The 22,368-nt window shown below is 67.9% G+C and carries 17 protein-coding genes; all 17 read left to right on the top strand.

The genetic code is table 11. From position 1 onward, the window contains the following. Positions 1–3: 3 nt before the first annotated feature. The 17 genes from FHW78_RS07490 (at position 4) to kdpC (ending at position 22,364) form a co-directional block, all read left to right on the top strand. A complete protein-coding gene (locus tag FHW78_RS07490) occupies positions 4–474 on the top strand; it encodes a hypothetical protein (RefSeq protein WP_183639293.1) in 471 nt (156 codons plus the stop codon). 83 nt (positions 475–557) lie between these two features. Next, positions 558–1,037, top strand: coding sequence for a hypothetical protein (locus tag FHW78_RS07485; protein ID WP_183639291.1), 480 nt, complete (start codon positions 558–560; stop codon positions 1,035–1,037). A 111-nt stretch (positions 1,038–1,148) separates the two neighbouring features. Further along, entirely contained in the window at positions 1,149–2,165 is a 1,017-nt protein-coding gene (locus FHW78_RS07480; RefSeq protein WP_343205542.1) for a sugar kinase, read from the top strand. Positions 2,166–2,414: 249 nt separating this feature from the next. Then, entirely contained in the window at positions 2,415–3,254 is an 840-nt protein-coding gene (locus tag FHW78_RS07475; RefSeq protein ID WP_183639287.1) for a CoA ester lyase, read from the top strand. 97 nt (positions 3,255–3,351) lie between these two features. After that, entirely contained in the window at positions 3,352–5,763 is a 2,412-nt protein-coding gene (locus FHW78_RS07470) for a sodium:solute symporter (protein ID WP_183639286.1), read from the top strand. A gap of 82 nt (positions 5,764–5,845) precedes the next feature. After that, complete coding sequence (locus FHW78_RS07465; RefSeq protein WP_183639284.1) at positions 5,846–6,721, top strand: LysR family transcriptional regulator; 876 nt, start codon at positions 5,846–5,848, stop codon at positions 6,719–6,721. Positions 6,722–6,999: 278 nt separating this feature from the next. Further along, entirely contained in the window at positions 7,000–9,255 is a 2,256-nt protein-coding gene (locus FHW78_RS07460) for a TonB-dependent receptor (RefSeq protein WP_183639282.1), read from the top strand. Between the two features lie 65 nt (positions 9,256–9,320). After that, complete coding sequence (locus tag FHW78_RS07455; RefSeq protein ID WP_183639280.1) at positions 9,321–10,586, top strand: serine hydrolase domain-containing protein; 1,266 nt, start codon at positions 9,321–9,323, stop codon at positions 10,584–10,586. Then, a complete protein-coding gene (locus FHW78_RS07450) occupies positions 10,583–11,533 on the top strand; it encodes a ribokinase (RefSeq protein WP_183639278.1) in 951 nt (316 codons plus the stop codon). The genes FHW78_RS07455 and FHW78_RS07450 overlap by 4 nt, the downstream gene beginning before the upstream one ends. A 26-nt stretch (positions 11,534–11,559) precedes the next feature. After that, positions 11,560–13,746, top strand: a complete 2,187-nt coding sequence (locus tag FHW78_RS07445; RefSeq protein ID WP_183639276.1) for an SUMF1/EgtB/PvdO family nonheme iron enzyme — start codon at positions 11,560–11,562, stop codon at positions 13,744–13,746. Positions 13,747–13,749: 3 nt separating this feature from the next. After that, the gene (locus FHW78_RS07440) at positions 13,750–15,669 is read left to right on the top strand and encodes a beta-L-arabinofuranosidase domain-containing protein (protein ID WP_221188925.1); all 1,920 of its coding nucleotides are present in this window, start codon (positions 13,750–13,752) and stop codon (positions 15,667–15,669) included. A gap of 128 nt (positions 15,670–15,797) precedes the next feature. Further along, the gene (locus FHW78_RS07435) at positions 15,798–16,985 is read left to right on the top strand and encodes a CoA transferase (protein ID WP_183639274.1); all 1,188 of its coding nucleotides are present in this window, start codon (positions 15,798–15,800) and stop codon (positions 16,983–16,985) included. A 143-nt stretch (positions 16,986–17,128) separates the two neighbouring features. Continuing rightward, the gene (locus tag FHW78_RS07430) at positions 17,129–17,824 is read left to right on the top strand and encodes a TorF family putative porin (protein ID WP_183639272.1); all 696 of its coding nucleotides are present in this window, start codon (positions 17,129–17,131) and stop codon (positions 17,822–17,824) included. Positions 17,825–17,835: 11 nt separating this feature from the next. Next, the gene (locus FHW78_RS07425; protein WP_141455506.1) at positions 17,836–17,928 is read left to right on the top strand and encodes a potassium-transporting ATPase subunit F; all 93 of its coding nucleotides are present in this window, start codon (positions 17,836–17,838) and stop codon (positions 17,926–17,928) included. Positions 17,929–17,943: 15 nt separating this feature from the next. Beyond that, the gene (gene kdpA / locus FHW78_RS07420) at positions 17,944–19,662 is read left to right on the top strand and encodes a potassium-transporting ATPase subunit KdpA (protein ID WP_183639270.1); all 1,719 of its coding nucleotides are present in this window, start codon (positions 17,944–17,946) and stop codon (positions 19,660–19,662) included. A gap of 10 nt (positions 19,663–19,672) precedes the next feature. Next, positions 19,673–21,721, top strand: coding sequence for a potassium-transporting ATPase subunit KdpB (gene kdpB, locus FHW78_RS07415; RefSeq protein ID WP_183639268.1), 2,049 nt, complete (start codon positions 19,673–19,675; stop codon positions 21,719–21,721). 10 nt (positions 21,722–21,731) lie between these two features. Continuing rightward, complete coding sequence (kdpC, locus tag FHW78_RS07410; RefSeq protein WP_183639266.1) at positions 21,732–22,364, top strand: potassium-transporting ATPase subunit KdpC; 633 nt, start codon at positions 21,732–21,734, stop codon at positions 22,362–22,364. Positions 22,365–22,368: the final 4 nt, after the last annotated feature.

Below are 22,368 nucleotides of genomic sequence, written 5' to 3'. Positions count from 1 at the left end.
GTCATGGCAAGCTTCTCACTCACGCGTCTGCTGGCTCCCACTGTCCTGGCCGCCGGTCTCGGACTGGCGGCGCTGGCGCCTTCGCCGGCCCGCGCGGACGACGATCTGGTCCGGGTCATCGTGGACGTGGCCGATGTCATCTACCACGGCGGACAGCCCTACTACCGCCACGGGTACGGGGATCGTTACGGCTACGGCAATCGCGTGATCGTGGTGCGCGATCGCTACCACCGTCCGACCTACTACCGCTACGTGCCGCGGCAGTATTACCGCACGCCGCCGCGCGGCAACGCCTACGGCTACTACCGCAACAACCCGCATTACGTGCGTTACGTCGATCGCGACCGCTATGATCGCTACGACCGTTACGATCGCCGTGACCGGTATGACCGGCGTGATCGGGATCGCTGGGACGACGACGATCGCCGCTGGCGCCGCCACGATGGACGTGGCCGCCATCACGACGACGATTGATCCGATACCCATCGCATGACCAGCGGGCGGCCGGTGCACACCGGCCGCCTGCAATGACACCGGCGCTGCGGCACAATGCGCGCATGCCTGCGCCCCGTTTCCTCCGCACCACCCTTTTCCCCGGCCTGATCGCGCTCGTCGTGGCGGCGGGCGCCGCGCAGGGCACCACGCCCGCGCCAGCCAGGACCGAAGCGGCTGAATGGCCCGGGAGCGGGGACGCGTCGGTGGATCGCCACCTCAAGGACATCAACGACTACGCGGCGCGCTATCCGGCGGCCTTCGCCGATGAGATGGCGCGTTACTACAGCGTGCCGCGCGCCTATGTGGAAGCGATGATGAAACAGCCGGACTGGTCCGCCGGCGACATCTACATGGCCTGCGCGGTGGCGCAGGTGGCCGGCCAGCCGTGCCGCGCGGTGGTGCGCGAATGGTCGCGCGATCACGCCGGCGGTTGGCGCGCGGTGGCCGAACGCCTGGACGTGCGCCCCGGTACCGCCGGCTACCGCCGCCTGCGCAAGGGCCTGGACGACACTTATCGACGTTGGGAGCGTCCCGAGCCCTGAGCAGAGCGGCGGCGATCGGGCGACCTTGTCTCCGTTTCAATGCAATGCGCGCGCCAGCGCCTGCGGCACCGTACACTCCGGGACCGTTACATGCATGGACAGGGAGGCGGAGTGGGGAAGGTTGTCTGTTTTGGCGAACTGCTGCTGCGGCTGGGCGCGCCCGGTCGCGGGACCCTGCTGCAAACGCCTTCGCTGGAGGTGCATGTCGGTGGCGCCGAGGCGAACGTCGCGGTGTCGCTGGCCCGCTTTGGCCACGCCGCGCACATGGTCGGCGTGGTGGCCGACAATGCGCTGGGCCAGGCCGCAACCGGAGAATTGCGCCGGCATGGGGTCGATATCTCGGCGGTGCAGCGGCTGCCTGGACGGATGGGCCTCTATTTCCTCACTACGGGCGCGATCCACCGGCCCTCGCAGGTGCTCTACGACCGTGCCGGTTCGGCCTTCGCGCAGGCCGGCGGTGGTTGCCATGACTGGCCCGCGCTGCTGGCCGGCGCCGATTGGCTGCATGTGTCCGGGGTGACGCCGGCGCTGGGCGCGGACGCGGCGCGGGGCACGCTGGAAGCGATGCGCGCCGCGCGCGCGGCGGGCGTCCGGGTGTCCTTCGACGGCAACTATCGCCCGCAGCTGTGGCAGGCATGGGATGGCGATGCGCCGGCGCTGCTGCATGGCCTGATGGCCGAGGCCGACGTGATGTTCGCCAGCCATCGCGACATCGAAGTCGTGCTGGGACGCTCGTTCGATGGCGCCACCGCGCAGGAACGCTTCGCCGCCGGCGCGCAGGCCGCGTTCGCGGCGTTTCCGCGATTGCAGCGGATGGCCGCGACCGTGCGCGTGCAGCGCAACGTGGATCACCATGCCCTGTCCGCGGTCGCGCTGCGGCGCGACGGGCGCCTGCTGGGAACGCCGGAGTACGAGATTCCGGGCATCGTCGACCGCATCGGTACCGGCGATGCGTTCGCTGCCGGCGTGCTGCACGGCGATCTGACCGGCCGGGACGACGCCGACGCGCTGCGTTTCGGCCTGGCGGCGGGATGCCTCAAGCATTCGCTGCCGGGCGACTTCAGCACCCTGGATGTCGCCGAGGTCGATGCCTTCCTGACGCAGGCGGGGTTCGACGTGCGCCGTTGACCGCGCGGCGACGGGTTGCATCGCAGCAAACCGGGCCCATCCGGGCGCGCGGCCAGGGGCGCGCTTGTCGTCGCGGGTGTTTCGCGGCGCGCGCGCCTGCCGCGACACGGGGCCGGGATCACCGCCACGGCAAGGCGTGACGCGGCGGCGGTGGCATATCGCAAGCAAATGTTGGGTCTGAAGATGCCGGGCGCGACTTTTCTTTGTGTCCGCATCGTTGAAACTGCCCCGCCATGAAGAGTGCGGTCCATGCGTAGCAAGTTGTTCGTGCCCGGCAGTCGCCCGGAACTGTTCGCCAAGGCGATGGCGAGCGGTGCCGACGCGATCTCCTTCGACCTGGAGGACGCCGTGCCTCCCGGGCGCAAGGCGGAGGCGCGCGCGAACCTGGCGCAGTTCCTGGCGGGCGCGGACCTGCCGGCCGGCAAGGTGATCATCGTGCGTACCAACGCGCCGTCTTCGCCGGAGTTCGAGGCGGACCTGGCCGCGCTCGCGGGCCGCCGGGTGGATCTGCTGAACCTGCCCAAGATCGAGCAGGCCCGGGACGTCACCACGGCGGTGGTGGCGATGGCCTCGCTGCTGGCGACCGAGCAGGCGCCGGAATTGCTGATCAACATCGAGACGCCGCTGGGCCTGCGCAACGCCGCCGACATCGCCCGCGCGCATCCGCGCGTGGCCGGACTGCAACTGGGCCTGGGTGACCTGTTCGAGCACCAGGGCATCGATCGCCGCGATCCGGCCAACCTGCACGCGGCGATGTACGCCCTGCGCATGGCCGCCGCCGAAGCCGGCGTGTTCGCCTATGACAGCGCCTATCCGGACCTCGCCGACGAGGCGGGATTCCGGACCGAGGCGGGCATCGCCCGCCGGCTGGGCTATCTGGGCAAGAGCTGCATCCATCCCCGCCAGATCGACCTGGCCAATGCCGTGTTCCAGCCTTCCGGCGAAGAGATCGCGCGGGCGCGGCGGATCGTCGCGGCCGCCGCCGAGGCGGCACGGCAAGGACGTGCCGCCTTCCTGCTGGAAGGACGCATGATCGATCCTCCCTACCTGCACCGTGCGCAAGCCATCGTCGCGGCGGCGGAGGCATGAAGATCGCGGGGGAGCGCAGGGGATTGCCATCCACGCGGCGCGTTCCGGATGCGCCGGATGCCGCGACCACACCGAATTTCGAAAGCATGGAAACACGATGAGCCGAACCGCCTTCCTGCCCGTATCCAAGGAGGCGACCGGCTTCCTGCGCGCCGCGCTATGCCTGTTGCTGCTGCTGTGCGCGGCCGTTCCCGGCGTGCACGCCGAGAGCCTGACCTCGGTCGAACGCGATGCGCTGCCGGCGCTGCCTGCCGGCGCGCACGTGGAGATGCTGAGATCGATCGAGGACCGTCCGCTTGCGCTGGGCAGCGATGGCGCGTGGGCCCTGTCGGCCGATGGCCGCCAGTGGCAGGCGCTGTCATGGCCTGGCGGCGCCGCGCCACGCGTGCTGGACGCCGGCGGTGATGGCCGTCGCCTGTTCGCGCTGGTGTCCGTCGGAACCGGGCCGGCGCGGATCGAGGAACTTCGGCTAAGCAGAAACAGCCTCGCCCGCCAGTCGATGCCCGCGCTCCCGCTGGCGCTGAGCGGCGCACGCTTCGCCATCCTGGGCGAAAACCTGTACGTGATGGGCCTGGGCGACGGCACGCCTCGCCTGTGGCGTACCGTATTGAACGGGCCTGCCGCGTGGGTAGACGGCCCGGCGTGGCCGGAAGGCGCCTCGGGCGGCGAGTTGCTGGCGCAGACCAACGCGCTCTACCTGATCGGCACCGGCACGACCTCGCAACCGTTGTGGCGCTGGACGGCCGATCACGGGTGGGAAACCAAGCCGGCGGTGCCGGGCACGCGCCTGCCGGGTTCGGCGCGCGCGATGGGACAGGCGCATCTGCTGATGCTGGTGCGCGACAATCGCGGCACGCACCTGATGACCTATCACACCATCACCAGCGCCTGGGCCACGCTGCCGGCGACGGTTGGCGACGACGTGCTGCTGGCCACCGGCTGGCGCAACGGCCTGGTCTGGATGACCGGCGATGGCAAGGGCGGGCAGGTCATCGAATCCGCGCAGCTGGCGTCCGGAAAACACCTGCTGAAGTGGATGGACTGGCTGGTGATCATCATCTACCTCGCGTCGATGATCGGCATTGGCATGTACTTCTACCTGAAGGAAAAGCGCAATTCGACCTCGGACTTCTTCGTCGGCGGGCGCAGCATTCCGTTCTGGGCGGCAGGCGTGAGCCTGTATGCCACCAACACCAGTTCGATCAGTTTCATCGCCATTCCGGCCAAGGCGTTCGAGACCAACTGGCAGTACATGACCAACAACCTGATCGCCGTGCTCGGGCTGATGTTCGTGGCGGTGTGGATCGTGCCGCTGCTGCGCCGGCTGGACCTGATGTCGGTGTTCTCGTACCTGGAAACCCGCTTCCACCCTGCCATCCGCATGCTCGCCAGCGCGCTGTGCATCGCCATGCAGGTCGGCGCGCGGATGAGCGTGATCCTGTTCCTGCCCGCGCTGGCGATCGCCACCATCACCGGCATCAGCGTGGTGTGGAGCGTGATCCTGATGGGCGTGTTCACCATCATCTATACCGCGATGGGCGGCATGAAGGCGGTGATCTGGACCGACTTCGTCCAGGTATTCGTCAAGATGGGGGGCGCGATGTTCGCCATCGCCTTCATCATCTGGCACTTGAAGGGCGGTGCGCCGGAGTTCTTCGCCACCGCGATGGCCGAGCAGAAGATGCACACGCTCGACTTCAGCTTCGACCTGACCAAGGCCACGGTGTGGGGTTTCATCTTCCTGGTGATCTTCGACGTCGTGCTGACCTTCCCCAAGGACCAGGTGTTGATGCAGCGCACCCTGTCGACCAAGTCGGACAAGGAGGCCGGGCGTTCGATCTGGGCGTTCGCCGCGATCATGATTCCCGGTGGTTTCATCTTCTACGGTATCGGGACGGCGCTGTTCGTCTACTACAAGAACAATCCCGAGCGCTTGAATCCGCTGCTGCCGATCGATGCCACCTTCCCGCTGTTCATCGCCGCCGAACTGCCGCCGGGCGTGACCGGGCTGATCATTGCCGGCATCTTCGCCGCCGCGATGGCCACGCTGTCGAGCATCATGAACAGCGTTGCCACCCTGATCTCGGTCGACTTCTACGAGAAGCTGTCGAAGAAGGCCGACCAGAAGAAGAGCGTGCTGTTCGCCGAGATCACCACGGTGATGGTCGGCCTGGTCGGCATCGGCCTGGCACTGCTGCTGTCGCGCTACGACATCCATTCGCTGTTCGACATCTCGATCGAGTTGGCCGGCTTGCTGGGCGGTGGTTTCGCCGGCGCGTACACGCTGGGCATGTTCACCCGCCGGGCCAATTCACCAGGCGTTGCGATCGGTATTGGCTCGAGCATCGTGCTGACCTTCCTGGCCTGGTCGATGGACCTGGTCCATCCGTACTTCTACCTGGCCATCTCGATCCTGCTGTGCATCGTCATCGGCTACCTGGCCAGTCTGCTGTTCCCGGCGCCGCAACGCTCGCTCAAGGGCCTGACCATCTACCGCGATGCGGAGTAACCGCGCTTTCCGCCCCTGCCGTTGGTCCTGTCGCGCGCGCGGCGGGGCTCCTGTAGCCTGAGCGCACGCCAGGGGGAGACACGTGGATACCCAGTTCCTGAACACCTTCGTCACCGTGGTCGACCGCGGCTCGATGGCGGCGGCCGCGCGTGAACTGAACATCACGCCGGCGGCGGTGGCGCAGCAGATCCGCACCCTGGAACGCGAACTCGGTGCATCGCTGATCGCGCGGGTGGGGCGGACCGTGAGCGTCACCGAGGAGGGCTCGCGGATCATCCAGCGGGCCCGCGATCTGCTGCGCGACGTGGCCGACATGCGCAGCGTCGCCAATGACAGCGCGGTATCCGGCGAACTGCGCCTGGGGGCCTGCCCGACCGCGCTGGCCGGCATGCTGCCGGATATCCTGGCGCGGATGGTGGAAACGTTTCCGCAGATCAACGTGTTCATCAAGCCGGGCTACTCGGCGGATCTGTACCGCGCGGTGGAGTCGGGCGAGTTGGACGCGGCCATCGTGCTGCAGGCGCCGTTCTCGCTGCCCAAGACCTGCCAGTGGCAACTGCTGCGCGAGGAACCGCTGGTGGTGCTGGCGCCGGCGGCGATGGCTGGCCGCGACCCGCACGAGCTGCTCGCCACCCAGCCGCTGATCCGCTACGACCGCAACCAGTGGGGCGGCCGCCAGGCCGACGAGTACCTGCGCAGCGCCGGCATCGTTCCGCACGAGCGTTTCGAACTCAACGCCCTCAACGCCATCGCGGTGATGGTGGACCGCGGCCTGGGCGTTTCGCTGGTGCCCAACTGGGCGCGGCCCTGGCCGGAGGGGCTGGACCTGGTCCGGATTCCGCTGCCCAACGAATGCGTGCCGCGCCGCATCGGCATGGTCTGGTCGCGCTCGACCGTGCGCATCCGCCTGGTCACCGTCCTGCTGCAGGAAAGCCAGGCGGTTTCGCAGCTGTCCTGAACACGCGCGATGCTGCACTGCATCGATACCGTCGACCGGGATCACCCAACAAAAACTAGGCTCTGAACATAGGCGCGGAGGATTCTTTCCGTGACGGCGTGCACCTAGGCTCTGTCGACATTGTCGAGGCTGTCGCCGGCGTCTGGGAGGAACGTCTGGCAGCGCGGGCGCCATTTTCTCCGCCGCCCGCGGATGCGCAACAACAACAAGAACGCTATCGGGGAGCCCTGCGGCCTGCGCCGCGGTTCTCGCAGCCCACCATCTCAGAGAAGAACACCATGAAGCACGTGCCCGCCGCATTCGGCGTATTCCTGCTGGCCGCCGCCGTCAGCGCCAGCGTCAAGGCCCAACAGAACACCCCGCCGCCGCCGGACGAGGCGTCGAAGGCCGGGGAAGTGGAAGCCACCAATCTCGATCAGGTGATCGTGACCGGCGTGCGCACGCCGAAGGCGGTGGACAAGATTCCGGGCGCGATCACCCTGGTGTCCAAGGAAGACATCGCCCATACGCTGCTGGTGACTGAAGACGCCACCGCGGTGCTCGCCCGCACCGTTCCCGGCTACGCGGAATCCTCCCAGGCGATGAGCAACACCGGCGAGACCCTGCGCGGCCGCATCGCCCTGCGCCTGTTCGACGGCGTGCCGCAGGGATCGCCCCTGCGCGAAGGCGGACGCAATGCGACCTTCACCGACATGGGCATGGTCGGCCGCATCGAGGTCATCAATGGCCCGTCGGCGTCCGAAGGCATCGGCGCGGCCGGCGGCATCATCAACTACCTGTCCAAGAACCCGACCAAGGAAGGCCACGAGACCACGGTCACCACGCGCTATTCCACCCAGTTCGGTTCCGACAGCGCCGGCTGGAAGCTGGGTGTCAACCATGCGTACAAGCAGGACAACGCCGACTTCATCGGCGGTGTGTCCTTCATCGATCGCGGTATTTCCTATGATGGCAACGGTCGCCGCATCGGCATGAACACCAGTGGCTCGGTGGCGGATTCGGAAGCGAAGAATCTGTTCCTGAAGGGCGGCATCAACTTCGGCGAGAACGGCGAACAGCGCATCCAGGCGACCATCAGCCACTTCAAGATCGAGGGCAAGGGCAACTATGTCCAGGTCGTGGGCTGCCGCGGTCCGGAAGACCAGGATGCCGATCCGCCATGCACCGTACCGCGTACGAATACCTCCGAGCGCGGGCAGATCTTCGGCCAGAAGGCCGAGTTCAACGACTTCAAGCAATACGCCATCAAGTACACCCACGGCGACTTCTTTGGCGGCACGCTGGGCGTCGATGCCTACTACGCCGACCAGGCCATGCGGTATCTGCCGGAGAACGGCGACGACAAGCAGCTGGTCAAGGTGGATGACGACTTCAACGAGGCCGACCGCATCTACGATCAGTCCGAAATCGTCTCCGACAAGAAGGGCTTCCGCGTCGGTTGGACCCGTCCGGAGCTTTTCAATGTCGCCGGCCTCGAACTGCGCACCGGTGTCGACGTCGTCAAGGACACGGCCCAGCAGCGCTTGGCGTTGACGAACCGCTTGTGGGTGCCTCCGATGGAATATGAAAGCACCGCGCCCTACGCGCAGCTGACCTACGATATCGGCCCGGTCACCCTGAGCGGCGGGTACCGCCGCGAGGACGGCGAGTTGAATGTCGACAGCTATACCACCACCGCCTATCGCAACAGCGTGTTCGTGCAGGGCGGTGGCGTGAAATACAAGGAAAACCTGATCAACTACGGTGCCATCTGGCGCATCACCGATGAATGGTCGGTGTTCGGCTCCTATGGCGAGGGCTTTGGCTTGCCGAACATTGGTATCCCGCTGCGTAACATCAGTGATGAAGGGCAGTCGGTGGACCGGATCACGGACATCGCCGCGATCGTTGTCGACAACACCGAGTTTGGCGTCAACTGGCGCGGCAACCGTGGTTCCTTCAGCGCCTCGCACTATGACTCCAAGACGCCGTTCGGTACCTCGCTGGCGATTGACCCGAATTCCAACGACTTCATCCTCAGCCGCGCGCCGACTCGCATCAAGGGCGTCGAGGTGAGCGGCGACTGGCGCTTCAACCCGCAATGGAAGGTCAGTGCGCTGTACTCACGCATCCGTGGCAAGACTGCGTTCTGGGCCGCCGATCCCGCTGGAAACTACGGCGCCGGCGCACTGAACAAGCCGATGGGCGTGCTGGACATCAACCCCGACAAGATCTCCGCCGCGGTGACCTGGAACCCGACCGCGAACATCGACGTCACCCTCGGGGCGACCCGCCTGGCGGATCGGAACATTTCGGGCAGTGACACCCGCGCCTACGACAACCGCTTCTTCGAATACGAGGAAAAGACCACCGGTTACACCCTGTTCGATCTGGGCGTCAACGTGCAGACCGAAAGCTTCGGCAAGTTCTCGGTCGGCATCGAGAACCTGACCGACAAGCAGTACATCCTGAGCTGGTCGCAGCTGGCGGGCTACCAGAACTACTGGGCGGGCCGTGGCCGCATGGTTTCGATCACCCACACCATCAACTTTTGAAACGGACGACTCCCCCACGTCGGATGTTTCAGGCAACGCACGGGCGGCGGGTGTGGCCGCTGCTGATGGCCGCGCTGTTGGCCGTGCACACGGCGCGGGCGCAGGGCCCGGTGGTGGACCTTCCGTCCGCGGCATCCGCCGCGGCGGAAGGTTTCTCTCCGGTCCGCCTGCAGCGGCTGGATGATTCCCTCGAACGGGCGACCGGACCGGAGGGCTACCTCGGTGCGGTGGCCCTGATCGTGCGCGACGGCAAGGTCGTCACGGTGCAGGCGCATGGCAGCCGCGATCTCGCGCGCAGCCGGCCGATGACGGAGGACGCCATCTTCCGCATCTATTCGATGACCAAGCCGATCACCTCGGTGGCGGTGCTCCAGCTGATGGAGCAGGGCAAGCTGGGCCTGGACGATCCGGTGAGCCGCTACCTGCCGGCGTTCAAGCACATGCAACGCTTCGCCGGCGGCACGGCGGACAAGCCGGTGCTGGTGCCGGCGCAACGTCCCATCACCCTGCGTCAGCTGCTGACCCATACCGCGGGTTTCGCCACCGGCGGCGAGGGCTTCGAGGAAGCCACCCGCCTGCTGGAACGCGCCGACCTGCACGATTCACCGGATCTGGCGACCTTTGCCTCGCGACTGGCGGCGGTGCCGCTGGCGACCGAACCCGGAACCCGCTTCAAGTACGACGGCACCGGCATCGAGGTGCTGGCGCGCGTGGTCGAAGTGGTGAGTGGAGAGTCCTTCGAAGCGTATGTGCGCGGACATATCCTTGCGCCGCTGCGCATGCGCGACACCGGATTCAGCGTGCCGGAAGCCGCGCGCGGGCGCGTGGTCGATTTGACCCGCATGGGCGCCGACGGTCGGCTTGGGCTGGACGACAGCCGCAGCGCACGGCAACCGGGGGGGTCCCTCAATGCCTATCCCAGCGGCGCGGGTGGCCTCTACTCCACGATTTCCGACTATGCGCGGTTCTGCCAGATGCTGCTGGCTGGTGGCGCGCTGGATGATCAGCGCATCCTCGGCCGCAAGACCGTGGACCTGATGATGATGAACCACCTCCAGGGACAGCTCGATCCGCCGGTTACCGAATTCAGCCGCGCCGAAGGCTTCGGCCTGGGCGGCTCGGTGATCCTGGACGTGGCCGGGCGCGGGCGATTGGGTTCGGTCGGCGCGTTCGGCTGGTCCGGCGCGGCCTCGACCTATTTCACCATTGACCGGCAGGAACGCCTGATCGCGATCCTGTTGCTGCAGCACCTGCCCGACGGCCAGGCGCACGATCTTCCCCGTCTCGCCACGCCTTTCTACAACCTGGTATACCAGGCACTGGAACCATGACCGCAACACCCAGGCACATCCTCGTCGCCGGCTCGGCGAATCTCGATTTCGTCGTCCGCGCCGCGCACGTGCCGGCTCCGGGCGAAACGGTGCTGGGGCGCGACTTCGCCACCTTCCCGGGCGGCAAGGGCGCCAACCAGGCGGTGGCGGCGGCGCGCGCCGGCGGCGCGCCCACCCGCATGCTGCTGGGACTGGGCGAGGATGCGTTCGCCGCGACCCTCGAGGATTCATTGCGCGGCGCCGGCGTGGAACCGGTGATCGTGCGATCCCGAAAACTGCCCACGGGCACCGCATTCATCTGCCTGTCCGACGACGCGGAGAACGCGATCACGGTCGCGCCCGGCGCCAACAACGCGCTGCGCGCCAGCGATCTGCCGCCGTTGGCCGCGGTGTCGCACCTGCTGCTGCAACTGGAGACGCCGATAGAAACGGTCACGGCCTATGCCGCGACCGCGCGCCACGCGGGAGTCACGGTGGTGCTCAACGCCGCACCCGCGCGGTCGCTGCCCGATGCGCTGCTGCGCGCGGTCGACGTGCTGATCGTCAACGAAGGCGAACTCGAAGCGCTGGCGGGATCCGCCGGCGGCATCGCCGATCGTCTTGCCCGCCTGGCCGTGCCCTGCGTGGTGGTCACCCTGGGTGCGCGCGGCTGCATCGCGCGCAGCGCCGAGGGCCTGTTCCTGCAACCGGCGTTCCGGGTGGACGCCGTCGATACCACCGCCGCCGGCGACACCTTCTGCGGTGCGCTGGCCGCGCGGCTGGCGCGGGGCGACGTCCTGGCCGATGCATTACGCTACGCCTGCGCGGCGTCGGCGCTGGCCTGCACGCGCCTGGGCGCGCAGGCCTCGGTGCCCGCGCGCGAGGCGGTCGAAGCCTTCCTGCGCGACGCGCCGGCCACCACCGCGCAGGCGCGCGAGGCATTGGCCGCGCAGTTCGGCCTGACCTGAATCCCCCTCCCTGAAAGAACCACGCCATGACCGCCGCACCGGATCCGTTCCCTCCCGCCCACGACGACGACGCGCCGCGCCACGTGCCGAAGACCGAGTACAAGTTCTCGCACGTCACCACCCAGCGCTATCTGCCGACGCCGGGCAAGGCGCCGGGTTGGCCATTCGCCGAGATCGGCCACTGGAAGATCGACGTCAACGCCACGTCGGCCGACTGGATCGCCGAACTGCGCGACTGGCGCCGCGAACATCTGACCCGCATCGGCTACGACGACGCCAACTACCGACGCCCCGAGCTGCAATGGGCGCAGCGCAACTTCGTGCATGCGCAGATGATGGTGGAGGATCGCTATTTCTACGATCCGGTAGCCGGCCGCTACACCGTGGATCGCTACCTGGATGATCTGGAGCAGCGCTTCGGCGGGCTGGACAGCGTGCTGCTCTGGTACGTCTATCCGAATATCGGCATCGACGATCGCAACCAGTTCGACATGGCCGCGGATCTCCCAGGTGGCCTGGCCGGCCTGAAAAGCGCGGTCGATGATTTCCATCGACGTGGCGTCAGGGTGTTCCTGCCGACCATGCCCTGGGACAACGGCACCCGCGCGCAGGGCGAGGCGGACTGGCAGGCCATCGCGCGGCTGGTGAAGGAAGTCGGCGCCGACGGCATCAACGGCGACACCTACAACGGCGTGCCGCGCGCGTTCTTCGATGCCTGCGATGCGCTCGGCCAGCCGGTGGTGGTGCAGCCGGAATCCACGATCAGCGCCGAGGAACACCTGATCTGGAACGTGCAGAGCTGGGGCAAGAAGGCACCGAACGAGGTCATTCCGCCGGTCGCCAAGTTCAAGTGGCTGGAACCGCGCCACATGATCAACTACGAGAACCGCTGGGGCCGCGACCGCAACCACGATCTGCAGTACATCTTCTTCAATGGCATTGGTTACAACGCCTGGGAGAACATCTGGGGCCTGTGGAACCAGTTCACCCCGCGCGACGCCGAATCGCTGCGCCGCATCGCCACCCTCGAGCGCCGCTTCGCACCGCTGATGGTCAGCCGTGACTGGACGCCCTACTACCCGACCTTGCAGGCGGGCGTGTTCGCCAGCCGTTTCCCGGGCGAGGGCCAGGTGCTGTGGACGCTGGTCAACCGCAACGAGTACGACGTGGAAGGCGAACAACTGGCGCTGCCGCACCAGCCGGGCCGCCAGTACTTCGATGCCTGGCACGGCGTGGAGCTGCAACCGCTGATCACGGGTGATCAGGCGGTGCTGGAGATGAACCTGGAAGGCCGCGGGTTCGGCGCGGTGCTGGCCTTGGACGAAGGCGTTGAGATCGAAGGCTTGGCTGCGTTCCTGTCGCTGATGGCGGATCTGGCGCGGGTGCCGCTGCGCACGCTGTCCAACCGCTGGCACGCCATTCCGCAGCGGATCACGCCGATCGCGCCCACTGACGTGCGCGCGCAGGCACCGGAAGGCATGGTGACCGTGCCGGCCGGCGAGTTCGTGTTCGTGGTCGGCGGCGTGGAGATCGAGGGCCAGACCTGGGAAGGGCTGGACGTGCAGTATCCGTGGGAGGGCAGTGCGCGCCGGCATCATCGGAGGCGGATGGCGATGAAGGCGTTCCACATCGATCGCCATCCGGTCACCAACGCCCAGTTCAAGCGGTTCCTGGAGGCCAGTGGCTACGCGCCGCGCGACGTGCACAACTTCCTGCGCGACTGGCAGGACGGTGCACCGCGCCCGGGTTGGGAAGACAAGCCGGTCACCTGGGTCTCGCTGGAGGACGCGCGCGCCTATGCCGAATGGGCGGGCAAGCGCCTGCCGCGTGAATGGGAATGGCAATACGCCGCGCAGGGCACCGACGGGCGGTTGTATCCGTGGGGCAACGAATGGCGCGCCGATGCGGTGCCGCCGGTGAACCGCGGGCGCCGCCTGCTTCCGCCGGCTGATGTCGGCGCGCATCCACAGGGTGCGAGCCCGTTCGGTGTTGAGGATCTGGTCGGCAGCGTGTGGCAGTGGACCGACGAGTACGCCGACGAGCACACCCGCGCGGCGATCCTGCGCGGCGGCAGCGCTTATCAGCCGCAGACTTCGCACTGGTATTTCCCGCAGGCGTACCGGCTGGATCAGCATGGCAAGTACCTGCTGATGGCACCGAGCAAGGATCGGTCCGGCATGCTCGGTTTCCGTTGCGTGGTGGACGCGGAGTAGGGCATGGCGGTGAATGCACAGGCCCCGCGGGGCGATCGCTTCGTTCCCGCGCCCGCGGGCGCGGTGGTGCTGGGCGGCGTGCTGGGCGAGGCCATCGAGGCCAGCCGGCGAGGCCGCCTGGGCCGTTTCATCACCGGCCCGGACAGCCCGGCGATCGCGATCTTCCATCCCGAGCACACCCGCGAGAATCTGGAAGGCGACTGGTACGGCGAACACGCGGGCAAATGGTTGTACGCCGCCGCCCGCGCGGTGGCGCGCAGCGGCGATGTCGACCTGCGCGACAACCTGCGCGCGGTGGCCGACTACCTGCTGTCCCGCCAGGCCGACGACGGCTACCTGGGCAACTACGCGCCCGAGCGCCGCTTCATGCGTCCGCAGCCGCCCAAGCCGGTCAGCTGGGATGGCGCGCCGGCCTGGCGGACCTGGGACATCTGGACCCACAGCTATCTGATCCTCGGCCTGCTCGAAACCTGGCGCGCGCTGGGCGACGAGCGCTACCTGGCCGCCGCGCAACGCATCGGCGATCTGTGCTGGCGCACGCTGGGCGAAGGCGGCATCGACATCACCTCGCTCGGCAACCACTTCGGCATGTCGGCCACGGTGCTGATGGATCCGGCGGTGGAACTGCATCTGGCGACCGGCGACCTGCGCTACCTGGAATTGGCCGAGCGCATCGCCGGACAGGCCGACGCCGAGCCGCGGCTGGGGCTGATCCGGCGCGCGCTGGAAGGTGCCGACGCGTCGGAAATCGCCACCGGCAAGGCCTACCAGCTGGCCTGGAACCTGGTCGGTCTGGCCAAGCTGCACCGGGCGACCGGCAAGGCGCGCTATCGCGACGCGGTCGATCACCTTTGGCGCAACATCCGCGATCACCACCTGACCCTCGGCGGCGGTCCCTGGGGCGGGGTGGCGCATCGCTCGCGCGAAGTGTTCAATCCCGCCGGCGTGTTCAGCCCGCAGGCCTATGTGGAAACCTGTTCGGTGCTGGCATGGCTGCAGCTCAATCGCGAGCTGCTGCGGATCACCGGGCATGCGCGCCATGCCGAGGAAATCGAGCGCATCGCCTACAACGATCTGCTCGGCGCCGCCGCGCCCAACGGCGAGGACTGGTGCTACTACTCGTTCCCGAATGGCCCGCGCGTCCACACCACCTATTGGCGCTGCTGCAAGTCCAGCGGCGCGATGGCGTGGGAGGAACTGCCACCGCTGGCCTACGGCGTGGCCGAGGACGGCGCGTTGCAGGTCAATCTTTACGCGCCCGGACAGGCGCGGCTGGCCTTGCCAAAGGGTGAAGTGGGGATCGTCCAGTCGGGCGGTTACCCGTTCGCGGACGACGTGACCCTGACACTGCAACCGGCGCAGGCGATGCGCTTCGCCCTGCGCCTGCGCGTGCCCGCCTGGACCGAAGGCGCCCGCGTGACAGTGAACGGCGAGGTGCTGGATGCCGGAATCGCGCCGGGAGAGTGGCTGGACATCAGCCGTGACTGGCAGCCGGGCGACGTCGTGGCGCTGCGCCTGCCGATGATGCCGACGCTTCATCTCCGTCGCAGCCGCAACGTGCAGGAATCGCGCGCGCCGGACGGTTCACCGGTGCGCCAGCAGGTGCTGCGCTACGACTACGTCGGCCTGACCCGGGGACCGCTGGTATACGCGACGGGGCTGATTGACGGATTCAAGCACGAGGAAGCGGTGCGCCTGCCGGACGCGCCGCCGGCGCGATGGCTGCGTGAACTCGCCGCCGCCGATGGCGGTCCGGGCATGGACGTGGAGATGCAACTGGATGGCCGCGCGCCGCTGCGCTTCGCGCCGTACTACCGCGCCGGCGGCCGCGAGGATGGCGCGTGGCGGCTGGGCTGGCTGTCGCTGGCGCCGGATCCCGCCGCCTGGGCGGATCCGCCGGATGCCGGCCGGGCCATGGAGTAGCGGAGTGCGCGTGCCGGGCAAGCAAGAATTTGTCGCCGCTGAAAATATGCGGTCCCGCTGTTTCGTCCCCGGAGCATGCGGGAGACTGGCCGCGGCACGGCTAGCGGCACCCGATGGAAACTTCACGCATGGATAACCCGTCTCCCTTCGGCCTGGTGCGGCGCGAGGGCCCCGCAGGACCGCTCAGCGGCGTCAAGGTGCTGGATCTGAGCGCCTACATCGCCGGGCCGTACGGCTGCACGCTGCTGGCCGACCAGGGCGCGCAGGTGATCAAGATCGAGCCGCCGGATGGCGACAACCTGCGCAAGTATCCCTCCACGCTGGCGGCCGAGAGCCGCGCGTTCATGGGCGTGAACCGCAGCAAGATCGGCATCGTCCTGGACCTCAAGTCGGCCGAGGGCCTGGCCGCGCTGTTGCGGCTGGTGCGGGAGGCCGACGTGCTGGTGCACAACTTCCGGCCCGCCGTGCCGAAACGGCTGGGTATCGATTTCGATCGCCTGACCCTGATCAATCCGCGCCTGATCTACTGCGCCGTCACCGGCTATGGCGAGCATGGTCCGATGAAGGACAAGGCCGGTTACGACCAGGTCCTGCAGACCATGACCGGCATGTGCGCGTTGCAGGGCAAGCGCGGCGGCGCGCCGGAGATCATCTACGGTTCGGTGGTGGACTATTACGCAGCGGCGCTGCTGGCGGGCGGGGTGTCCTCCGCGCTGTACGAGCGCGAGCGCAGCGGGCGCGGCCAGTTCGTCGGGGTGTCGCTGTTGCGCAGCGCGCTGACCATGCAATCGGCAAGGATGATCTGGGCCGAGGGCGAATCGCTCGACATCGGCCGCGACATGCGCTCCGGTGGCGTCACCGGCATCCATCCTGCGCGCGAGGGCCACATCTACATCTCCGCCAATACACCCAGGTTCTGGAAGGCCTTGTGCGGAAAGACCGGCCTGGACGCGCTGGCGGCGGACGAACGCTACGACAGCGTGCGCAAGCGCGCCGAACACGCCAATGAAATCGTGCCGCTGCTGCATGACGCGCTCGCCACCCGCACCGCGCTGGAATGGGAAGCCCTGTTCGGCGACGAGGTGCCGTGCGCGGCCGCGCGCCGGGTCGAGGACATGTTCGATCATCCGCAGGTGCTGGCCGAGGACATCGTCGCCAACATCGAACATCCGGCGGTGGGCCGCTATCGCGGCGTGACCCGGCCGATCGCGTTCGGCCGCACGCCCGGCCCGGCGCCGTTCGCCGCGCCGGTGTTCAACCAGCACACCGGCGACGTGCTGGATCGCTGCACGGTCGATGGCACCGTGAAGGACTGAACCCCCGAACCGGTCCACGCACCGGTTCTCACGGGTTTTTACGATGAATTTACGCGGCCGACCGGGCCGCGAATGGAGGCTTTACGCCTGCCGGCGGGAAGATTTCCACAGTCGCGGAGCCGTTTCCGCGTGGACATCCTGCAATGCGCATTCCTTCCCTCCGCACGCCGGCACTGGCGTGTGTATTCCTGCTGGCGCTGGCCGAACCCGCCGCCGCCGTTACCCTGAGCGGCAATGCCGCGCTCACCACCGACTACATCTGGCGCGGCACCAGCCAGACCCAGGGCGATCCGGCGATCCAGGCCGGCTTCAAGGCGGCCGCCGCCAATGGCCTCTACGGATCGGTGTGGGGTTCCAATGTGGAATTCGCCCCTGGAACGAATGCTTCCAGCGAATTCGATTTCGTCGTTGGCTGGACCGGCAACCTCGCGGACGACTGGGCGCTGGACGTCAATCTCACGCATTACCGCTATCCGGGCACGACCGTGGATCTCAACTGGTCCGAACTCAACGGCACCGTGACCTGGAAGCAGAACACCTGGGCGCAGGTCGGCTGGTCCAACGACGCCCTGGCGACGGACCGGAACGGCACCTACGCGCAGTTGGGCGCGCGCGCTCCGCTGGGAGAACGGTGGCGGCTGGAAGGCGCGGTCGGCCGTTACTGGCTGGATGACGCCTATGGCGACAGCTACGCACACGCGCAACTGGGCGCGGTGTGGACGTTCAAGGCGCCGTTCGAACTGCGCGTGACCGCGCACGCCACCGACGATTCCGCCAAGCGCCTGTTTCCGGATCTGGCCGGCTCGCGTGTCGAGGCGGCCCTGCAAACGTCTTTTTGAGGAGAACTCCCATGCCTGGTTGGCTGGCCCTGTTGTGTGGCATCGCGGTGATCGTGGCGGCAGGCTACCTGCTGTACGTGATCCTGCGTCCCGAAGAATTCTGATGCGGGTGAACGACAATGACTGAAGCATTTCTCGTCTTCGCGCTGGCCATCGCGCTAGGCTGGCCGCTGGGCCGTTACCTGGCGGCGGTGATGCGCGGCGCGCCGATGCGCGGCGACCGGCTGTTCGGCTGGATCGAAAAGCCGATCTACGCGCTGCTGGGCACGCGCCCGGAGCGGGGCATGAACTGGCGCGGCTATGCCGGCGCGTTCCTGCTCAGCAACCTGATCGTCGGCCTGATTGCCTGGGTCATCTTCATGACCCAGGCCTGGCTGCCGTTCAATCCCGACGACATCCCGAACATGCGCTGGGACACCGCGCTGCACACGATGGTGTCGTTCCTGACCAATACCAACCAGCAGCACTACTCCGGTCAGGCGCAGCTGTCCTACCTGTCGCAGATGACCGGCATCGTCGGCCTGCAGGTGGTGACGCCGATGATGGGCCTGGCGATGGTGGTGGCGACGCTGCGCGCGTTGTTCGGCGGCCGCGGCGGGGTGGATTCCACCCAGGAAGGCGGTGTCGGGCAACCGAGCGAACGCGTGGACGTGGGCAACTACTGGGCCGATGTGGTGCGTTCGACGGTCCGCTTCATGCTGCCGCTTTGCCTGGCGTGGACGCTGCTGCTGACCAGCCAGGGCGTGCCGTCCACGCTCGCTGCCGGTCCGGTGGCGACGCCGGTGGACAGCAGTGCCGGCATGGGCGAACAGAAAATCCCGTTGGGCCCGGTCGCGGCGATGGTCGCGGCCAAGCAGCTGGGTTCCAACGGCGGTGGCTGGTACGGCCCGAACAGCACGGTGCCGCTGGAGAACCCGACCCCGCTGTCCAACCTGCTGGAGACCCTGGCCATTCTGCTGATCCCGGTGTCGGTGGTGTTCATGGTCGGCGCGTTCACCGGCCGGCGGAAGTTCACCGCGCTGGTATTCGGCAGCATGATGCTGATGTCGGTGATATCCACCGGCGCGGCGATCTGGTCCGAGGCGCATTCGGCGACGGCTGCCGATCCTGCGCTGATGGAAGGCAAGGAAGTGCGTATCGGCGCCGACGCGTCCGCGTTGTGGGCGGCGGTGACCACCCAGGTCAACAACGGTTCGGTCAACGCCATGCACGACTCGCTGGCGCCGATGACCGGGCTGGTCGCGCTGGTCAACATGCTGGTCAACGCGATCTGGGGCGGTGTGGGCTGCGGCCTGCAGCAGTTCATCGTGTACCTGCTGCTGAGCGTGTTCCTGGCCGGCCTGATGACCGGGCGCACGCCGGAACTGTTCGGCCGCAAGATCGAGGCCGGTGAAGTGCGCCTGCTGGCGTTGCTGATCCTGCTGCAGCCGCTGGTGGTGCTGGGACTGACCGCGATCACGCTGGCCGTCCCGTCGATCACCGGAAATTCCAATCCCGGCTTCCACGCCATCAGCCAGGTCTTCTACGAGTACACCTCGGCCTTCGCCAACAACGGCTCGGGTTTCGAAGGGCTGGGCGACGCCACCTACTGGTGGAACCTGAGCTGCGTGGTGGCGCTGGCACTGGGACGCTTCCCCGCGCTGATCATCCCGCTGCTGGTGGCCGCGCGCATGGCCGGCAAGCGCCACGCCGCCGAATCGGCCGGCACCCTGCACATCGAAACGCCTACCTTCGCGCTGACCCTGGTGGCCGTGGTCGTGATCCTCACCGTGCTGCAGTTCATGCCCGCACTGGTGCTGGGACCGATCGCGGATCACCTGTCGCTGGTCGCGCACTGAGAGCACTCCCATGACGACGATTTCTTACCAGGAAAAAACCCGCCGGGATCATCCGGCGCTGATGGACGGCGCGGCGTTCCGCGCGGCCCTGCGCGACGCCTTCCTCAAACTGGCGCCGCGGCACCTGATCCGCAGCCCGGTGATGGCGGTGGTGATGGGCGGCACCCTGCTGTCGGCGGTGATCACGCTGGCCGGGGTGGCATCGGCCGGATTTGGCTGGGCCGTGACCGTGATCCTGTTCGTGACGGTGCTGTTCGGCAACTTCGCCGAAGCGGTGGCCGAAGCGCGCGGCCGCGGCCAGGCCGCATCGCTGCGGCGCGCACGCAAGGATCTGGTCGCGCGCCGGGTGGAGACCGCGCTGGGCGGCGCCGAAACCCGCATTCCGGCGGCCGAGCTGCGTCCGGGCGATTACGTGATCGTCTCGGCGGGCGAGCAGATTCCCGCCGACGGCGAGATCATCCGTGGTGTGGCGACCATCAACGAGTCGGCGGTGACCGGTGAATCGGCGCCGGTGCTGCGCGAGGCCGGCACCGATCGCTCCGGCGTGATCGGCGGCACCAAGGTGCTTTCCGACGAGATCGTGGTGAAGATCACCGCCGAGCCGGGGCACAGCTTCCTCGACCGGATGATCGCGCTGGTGGAAGGCGCCAATCGCCAGAAGACCCCCAACGAGATCGCGCTGACCCTGCTGCTGGCGGCGATGACCCTGACCTTCCTTATCGTGGTGGCGACCCTGCCGGCGATCGGTGCCTTCGTCGGCGTGAAGGTGGATCCGCTGCTGCTGATCGCGCTGCTGGTGTGCCTGATTCCGACCACCATCGGTGGCCTGCTGCCGGCCATCGGCATCGCCGGCATGAACCGCGCGTTGTCGGCCAACGTGCTGGCCAAGTCCGGCAAGGCGGTGGAAGTGGCCGGCGACGTGGACGTGTTGCTGCTGGACAAGACCGGCACCATCACCCACGGCGATCGCCAGGCCACCGCGTTCCATCCGCTGGCCGGCATCGACAAGGCGCAGCTGCGTGACGCCGCGCTGCTGGCCTCGCTGGCCGATCCGACCCCGGAAGGCAAATCGATCGTGCGGCTGGCGCGTGAGCAGGGCTGCGTCCTGGACGAACCGGAGCGGGCGACCTACCTGCAGTTCACCGCCCAGACCCGGATGTCCGGCGTGGACGTGGAAGACCGGGTGATCCGCAAGGGCGCCGGCGATGCCATCGGCCGGCATGTGCAGGCACACGGCGGCAACGTGCCCAACGAACTGGCCGCGCGCATCGAGCAGGTCGCCCGCGGCGGCGCCACCCCGCTGGTGGTGTCCGAGGGCCGGCACGTGCTGGGCGTGGTCGAGCTGTCCGACGTGGTCAAGCACGGCATCAAGGAGAAATTCGCCCGCCTGCGCGCGATGGGCATCCAGACCGTGATGATCACCGGCGACAATCCGCTGACGGCTGCGGCCATCGCCGCCGAGGCCGGCGTCGACGATTACATCGCCGAGGCCAGGCCGGAGGACAAGCTCGCCCGCATCCGCCGCGAGCAGGCCGCTGGCAAGCTGGTGGCGATGGTCGGCGACGGCACCAACGATGCGCCGGCGCTGGCGCAGGCCGACGTGGGGCTGGCGATGAACTCGGGCACGCAGGCGGCCAAGGAAGCCGGCAACATGGTCGATCTGGATTCGGATCCGGCCAAGCTGCTGGCGGTGGTCGAAGTGGGCAAGCAGCAGCTGATCACGCGCGGCGCGTTGACCACCTTCTCGCTCGCCAACGACGTGTCCAAGTACTTCGCGATCCTGCCGGCGCTGTTCGCCGCCGCGCTGCCGCAGATGGGCGCGCTCAACGTGATGCACCTGTCCAGTCCCGCCAACGCCGTGCTGGCCGCGCTGATCTTCAACGCGATCATCATCCCGGCGCTGATTCCGCTGGCGCTGCGCGGCGTGCGTTTCCGCCCGGCCACCGCCACCGTGCTGCTGCGGCGGAACATGCTGATCTATGGCGTGGGCGGCGTGCTGTTGCCGTTCGTGGGCATCAAACTGATCGACATGGCGCTGTCCCTCGTGAGCGGCGCCTGAGGAAAACGACATGCAATCTCCCGTGAGCTACAAGATCGTCGCATCGCCGCAGATCACCCGCGCCGGCCTGCTGCGTCCCTCCCTCGGCCTGGCGCTGGTGTCGCTGCTGGGTTTCGGCCTGCTGTATTCGCTGGCCGGCACCGGGCTGGGACGCGGCCTGTTCCCCGCGCAGGCGACCGGATCGATCATCACTGCGCAGGGCCGAGTCACCGGCTCGGTGCTGGTGGCGCAACCCTTCACCGACCCGCGCTACTTCCAGCCGCGTCCGTCGGCGGCCGGCTACGATCCGATGGCGGCGGCCGGCAGCAACCAGTCACGCGGCAATCCGGATCTGCGCAAGCGCATCGACGAAGCCCGCGCGGCGGTGGCCGCGCGCGACGGCATCGCGCCGGTCGATGTGCCGCCCGATCTGATCACCCAGTCCGGTGGCGGTCTGGATCCGCACGTCAGTCCGCGGGGCGCGGAGGTGCAGATCGCCCGCGTCGCCCGCGCCCGCGGCCTGCCGCCGGCCACGGTGGCGGAACTGACCAAGCGCCATACCGAGGCCCCGCAGTTCGGCCTGCTCGGCGAGCCCCGGGTGAATGTCCTGCGCCTGAATCTGGCGCTGGACGCACTGCCGGCCACCACGCAGCAGGCACAATAGCCGC

Origin of the sequence: Pseudoxanthomonas sp. OG2, from assembly GCF_014192765.1 — a bacterium.
GTDB lineage: Bacteria > Pseudomonadota > Gammaproteobacteria > Xanthomonadales > Xanthomonadaceae > Pseudoxanthomonas_A > Pseudoxanthomonas_A beigongshangi.
The sequence above is the reverse complement of the archived record's forward strand: the minus strand, read 5'-3'. Positions and strand labels throughout refer to the sequence as shown.

Bases quoted from the DNA above. Each gene is read 5' to 3' on its own strand.
- FHW78_RS07490 (WP_183639293.1), top strand. From the start codon at position 4: ATGGCAAGCTTCTCACTCACGCGTCTGCTGGCTCCCACTGTCCTGGCC.
- FHW78_RS07485 (WP_183639291.1), top strand. From the start codon at position 558: ATGCCTGCGCCCCGTTTCCTCCGCACCACCCTTTTCCCCGGCCTGATC.
- FHW78_RS07475 (WP_183639287.1), top strand. From the start codon at position 2,415: ATGCGTAGCAAGTTGTTCGTGCCCGGCAGTCGCCCGGAACTGTTCGCC.
- FHW78_RS07470 (WP_183639286.1), top strand. From the start codon at position 3,352: ATGAGCCGAACCGCCTTCCTGCCCGTATCCAAGGAGGCGACCGGCTTC.
- FHW78_RS07460 (WP_183639282.1), top strand. From the start codon at position 7,000: ATGAAGCACGTGCCCGCCGCATTCGGCGTATTCCTGCTGGCCGCCGCC.
- FHW78_RS07455 (WP_183639280.1), top strand. From the start codon at position 9,321: ATGGCCGCGCTGTTGGCCGTGCACACGGCGCGGGCGCAGGGCCCGGTG.
- FHW78_RS07450 (WP_183639278.1), top strand. From the start codon at position 10,583: ATGACCGCAACACCCAGGCACATCCTCGTCGCCGGCTCGGCGAATCTC.
- FHW78_RS07445 (WP_183639276.1), top strand. From the start codon at position 11,560: ATGACCGCCGCACCGGATCCGTTCCCTCCCGCCCACGACGACGACGCG.
- FHW78_RS07440 (WP_221188925.1), top strand. From the start codon at position 13,750: ATGGCGGTGAATGCACAGGCCCCGCGGGGCGATCGCTTCGTTCCCGCG.
- FHW78_RS07435 (WP_183639274.1), top strand. From the start codon at position 15,798: ATGGATAACCCGTCTCCCTTCGGCCTGGTGCGGCGCGAGGGCCCCGCA.
- FHW78_RS07430 (WP_183639272.1), top strand. From the start codon at position 17,129: ATGCGCATTCCTTCCCTCCGCACGCCGGCACTGGCGTGTGTATTCCTG.
- FHW78_RS07425 (WP_141455506.1), top strand. From the start codon at position 17,836: ATGCCTGGTTGGCTGGCCCTGTTGTGTGGCATCGCGGTGATCGTGGCG.
- kdpA (WP_183639270.1), top strand. From the start codon at position 17,944: ATGACTGAAGCATTTCTCGTCTTCGCGCTGGCCATCGCGCTAGGCTGG.
- kdpB (WP_183639268.1), top strand. From the start codon at position 19,673: ATGACGACGATTTCTTACCAGGAAAAAACCCGCCGGGATCATCCGGCG.
- kdpC (WP_183639266.1), top strand. From the start codon at position 21,732: ATGCAATCTCCCGTGAGCTACAAGATCGTCGCATCGCCGCAGATCACC.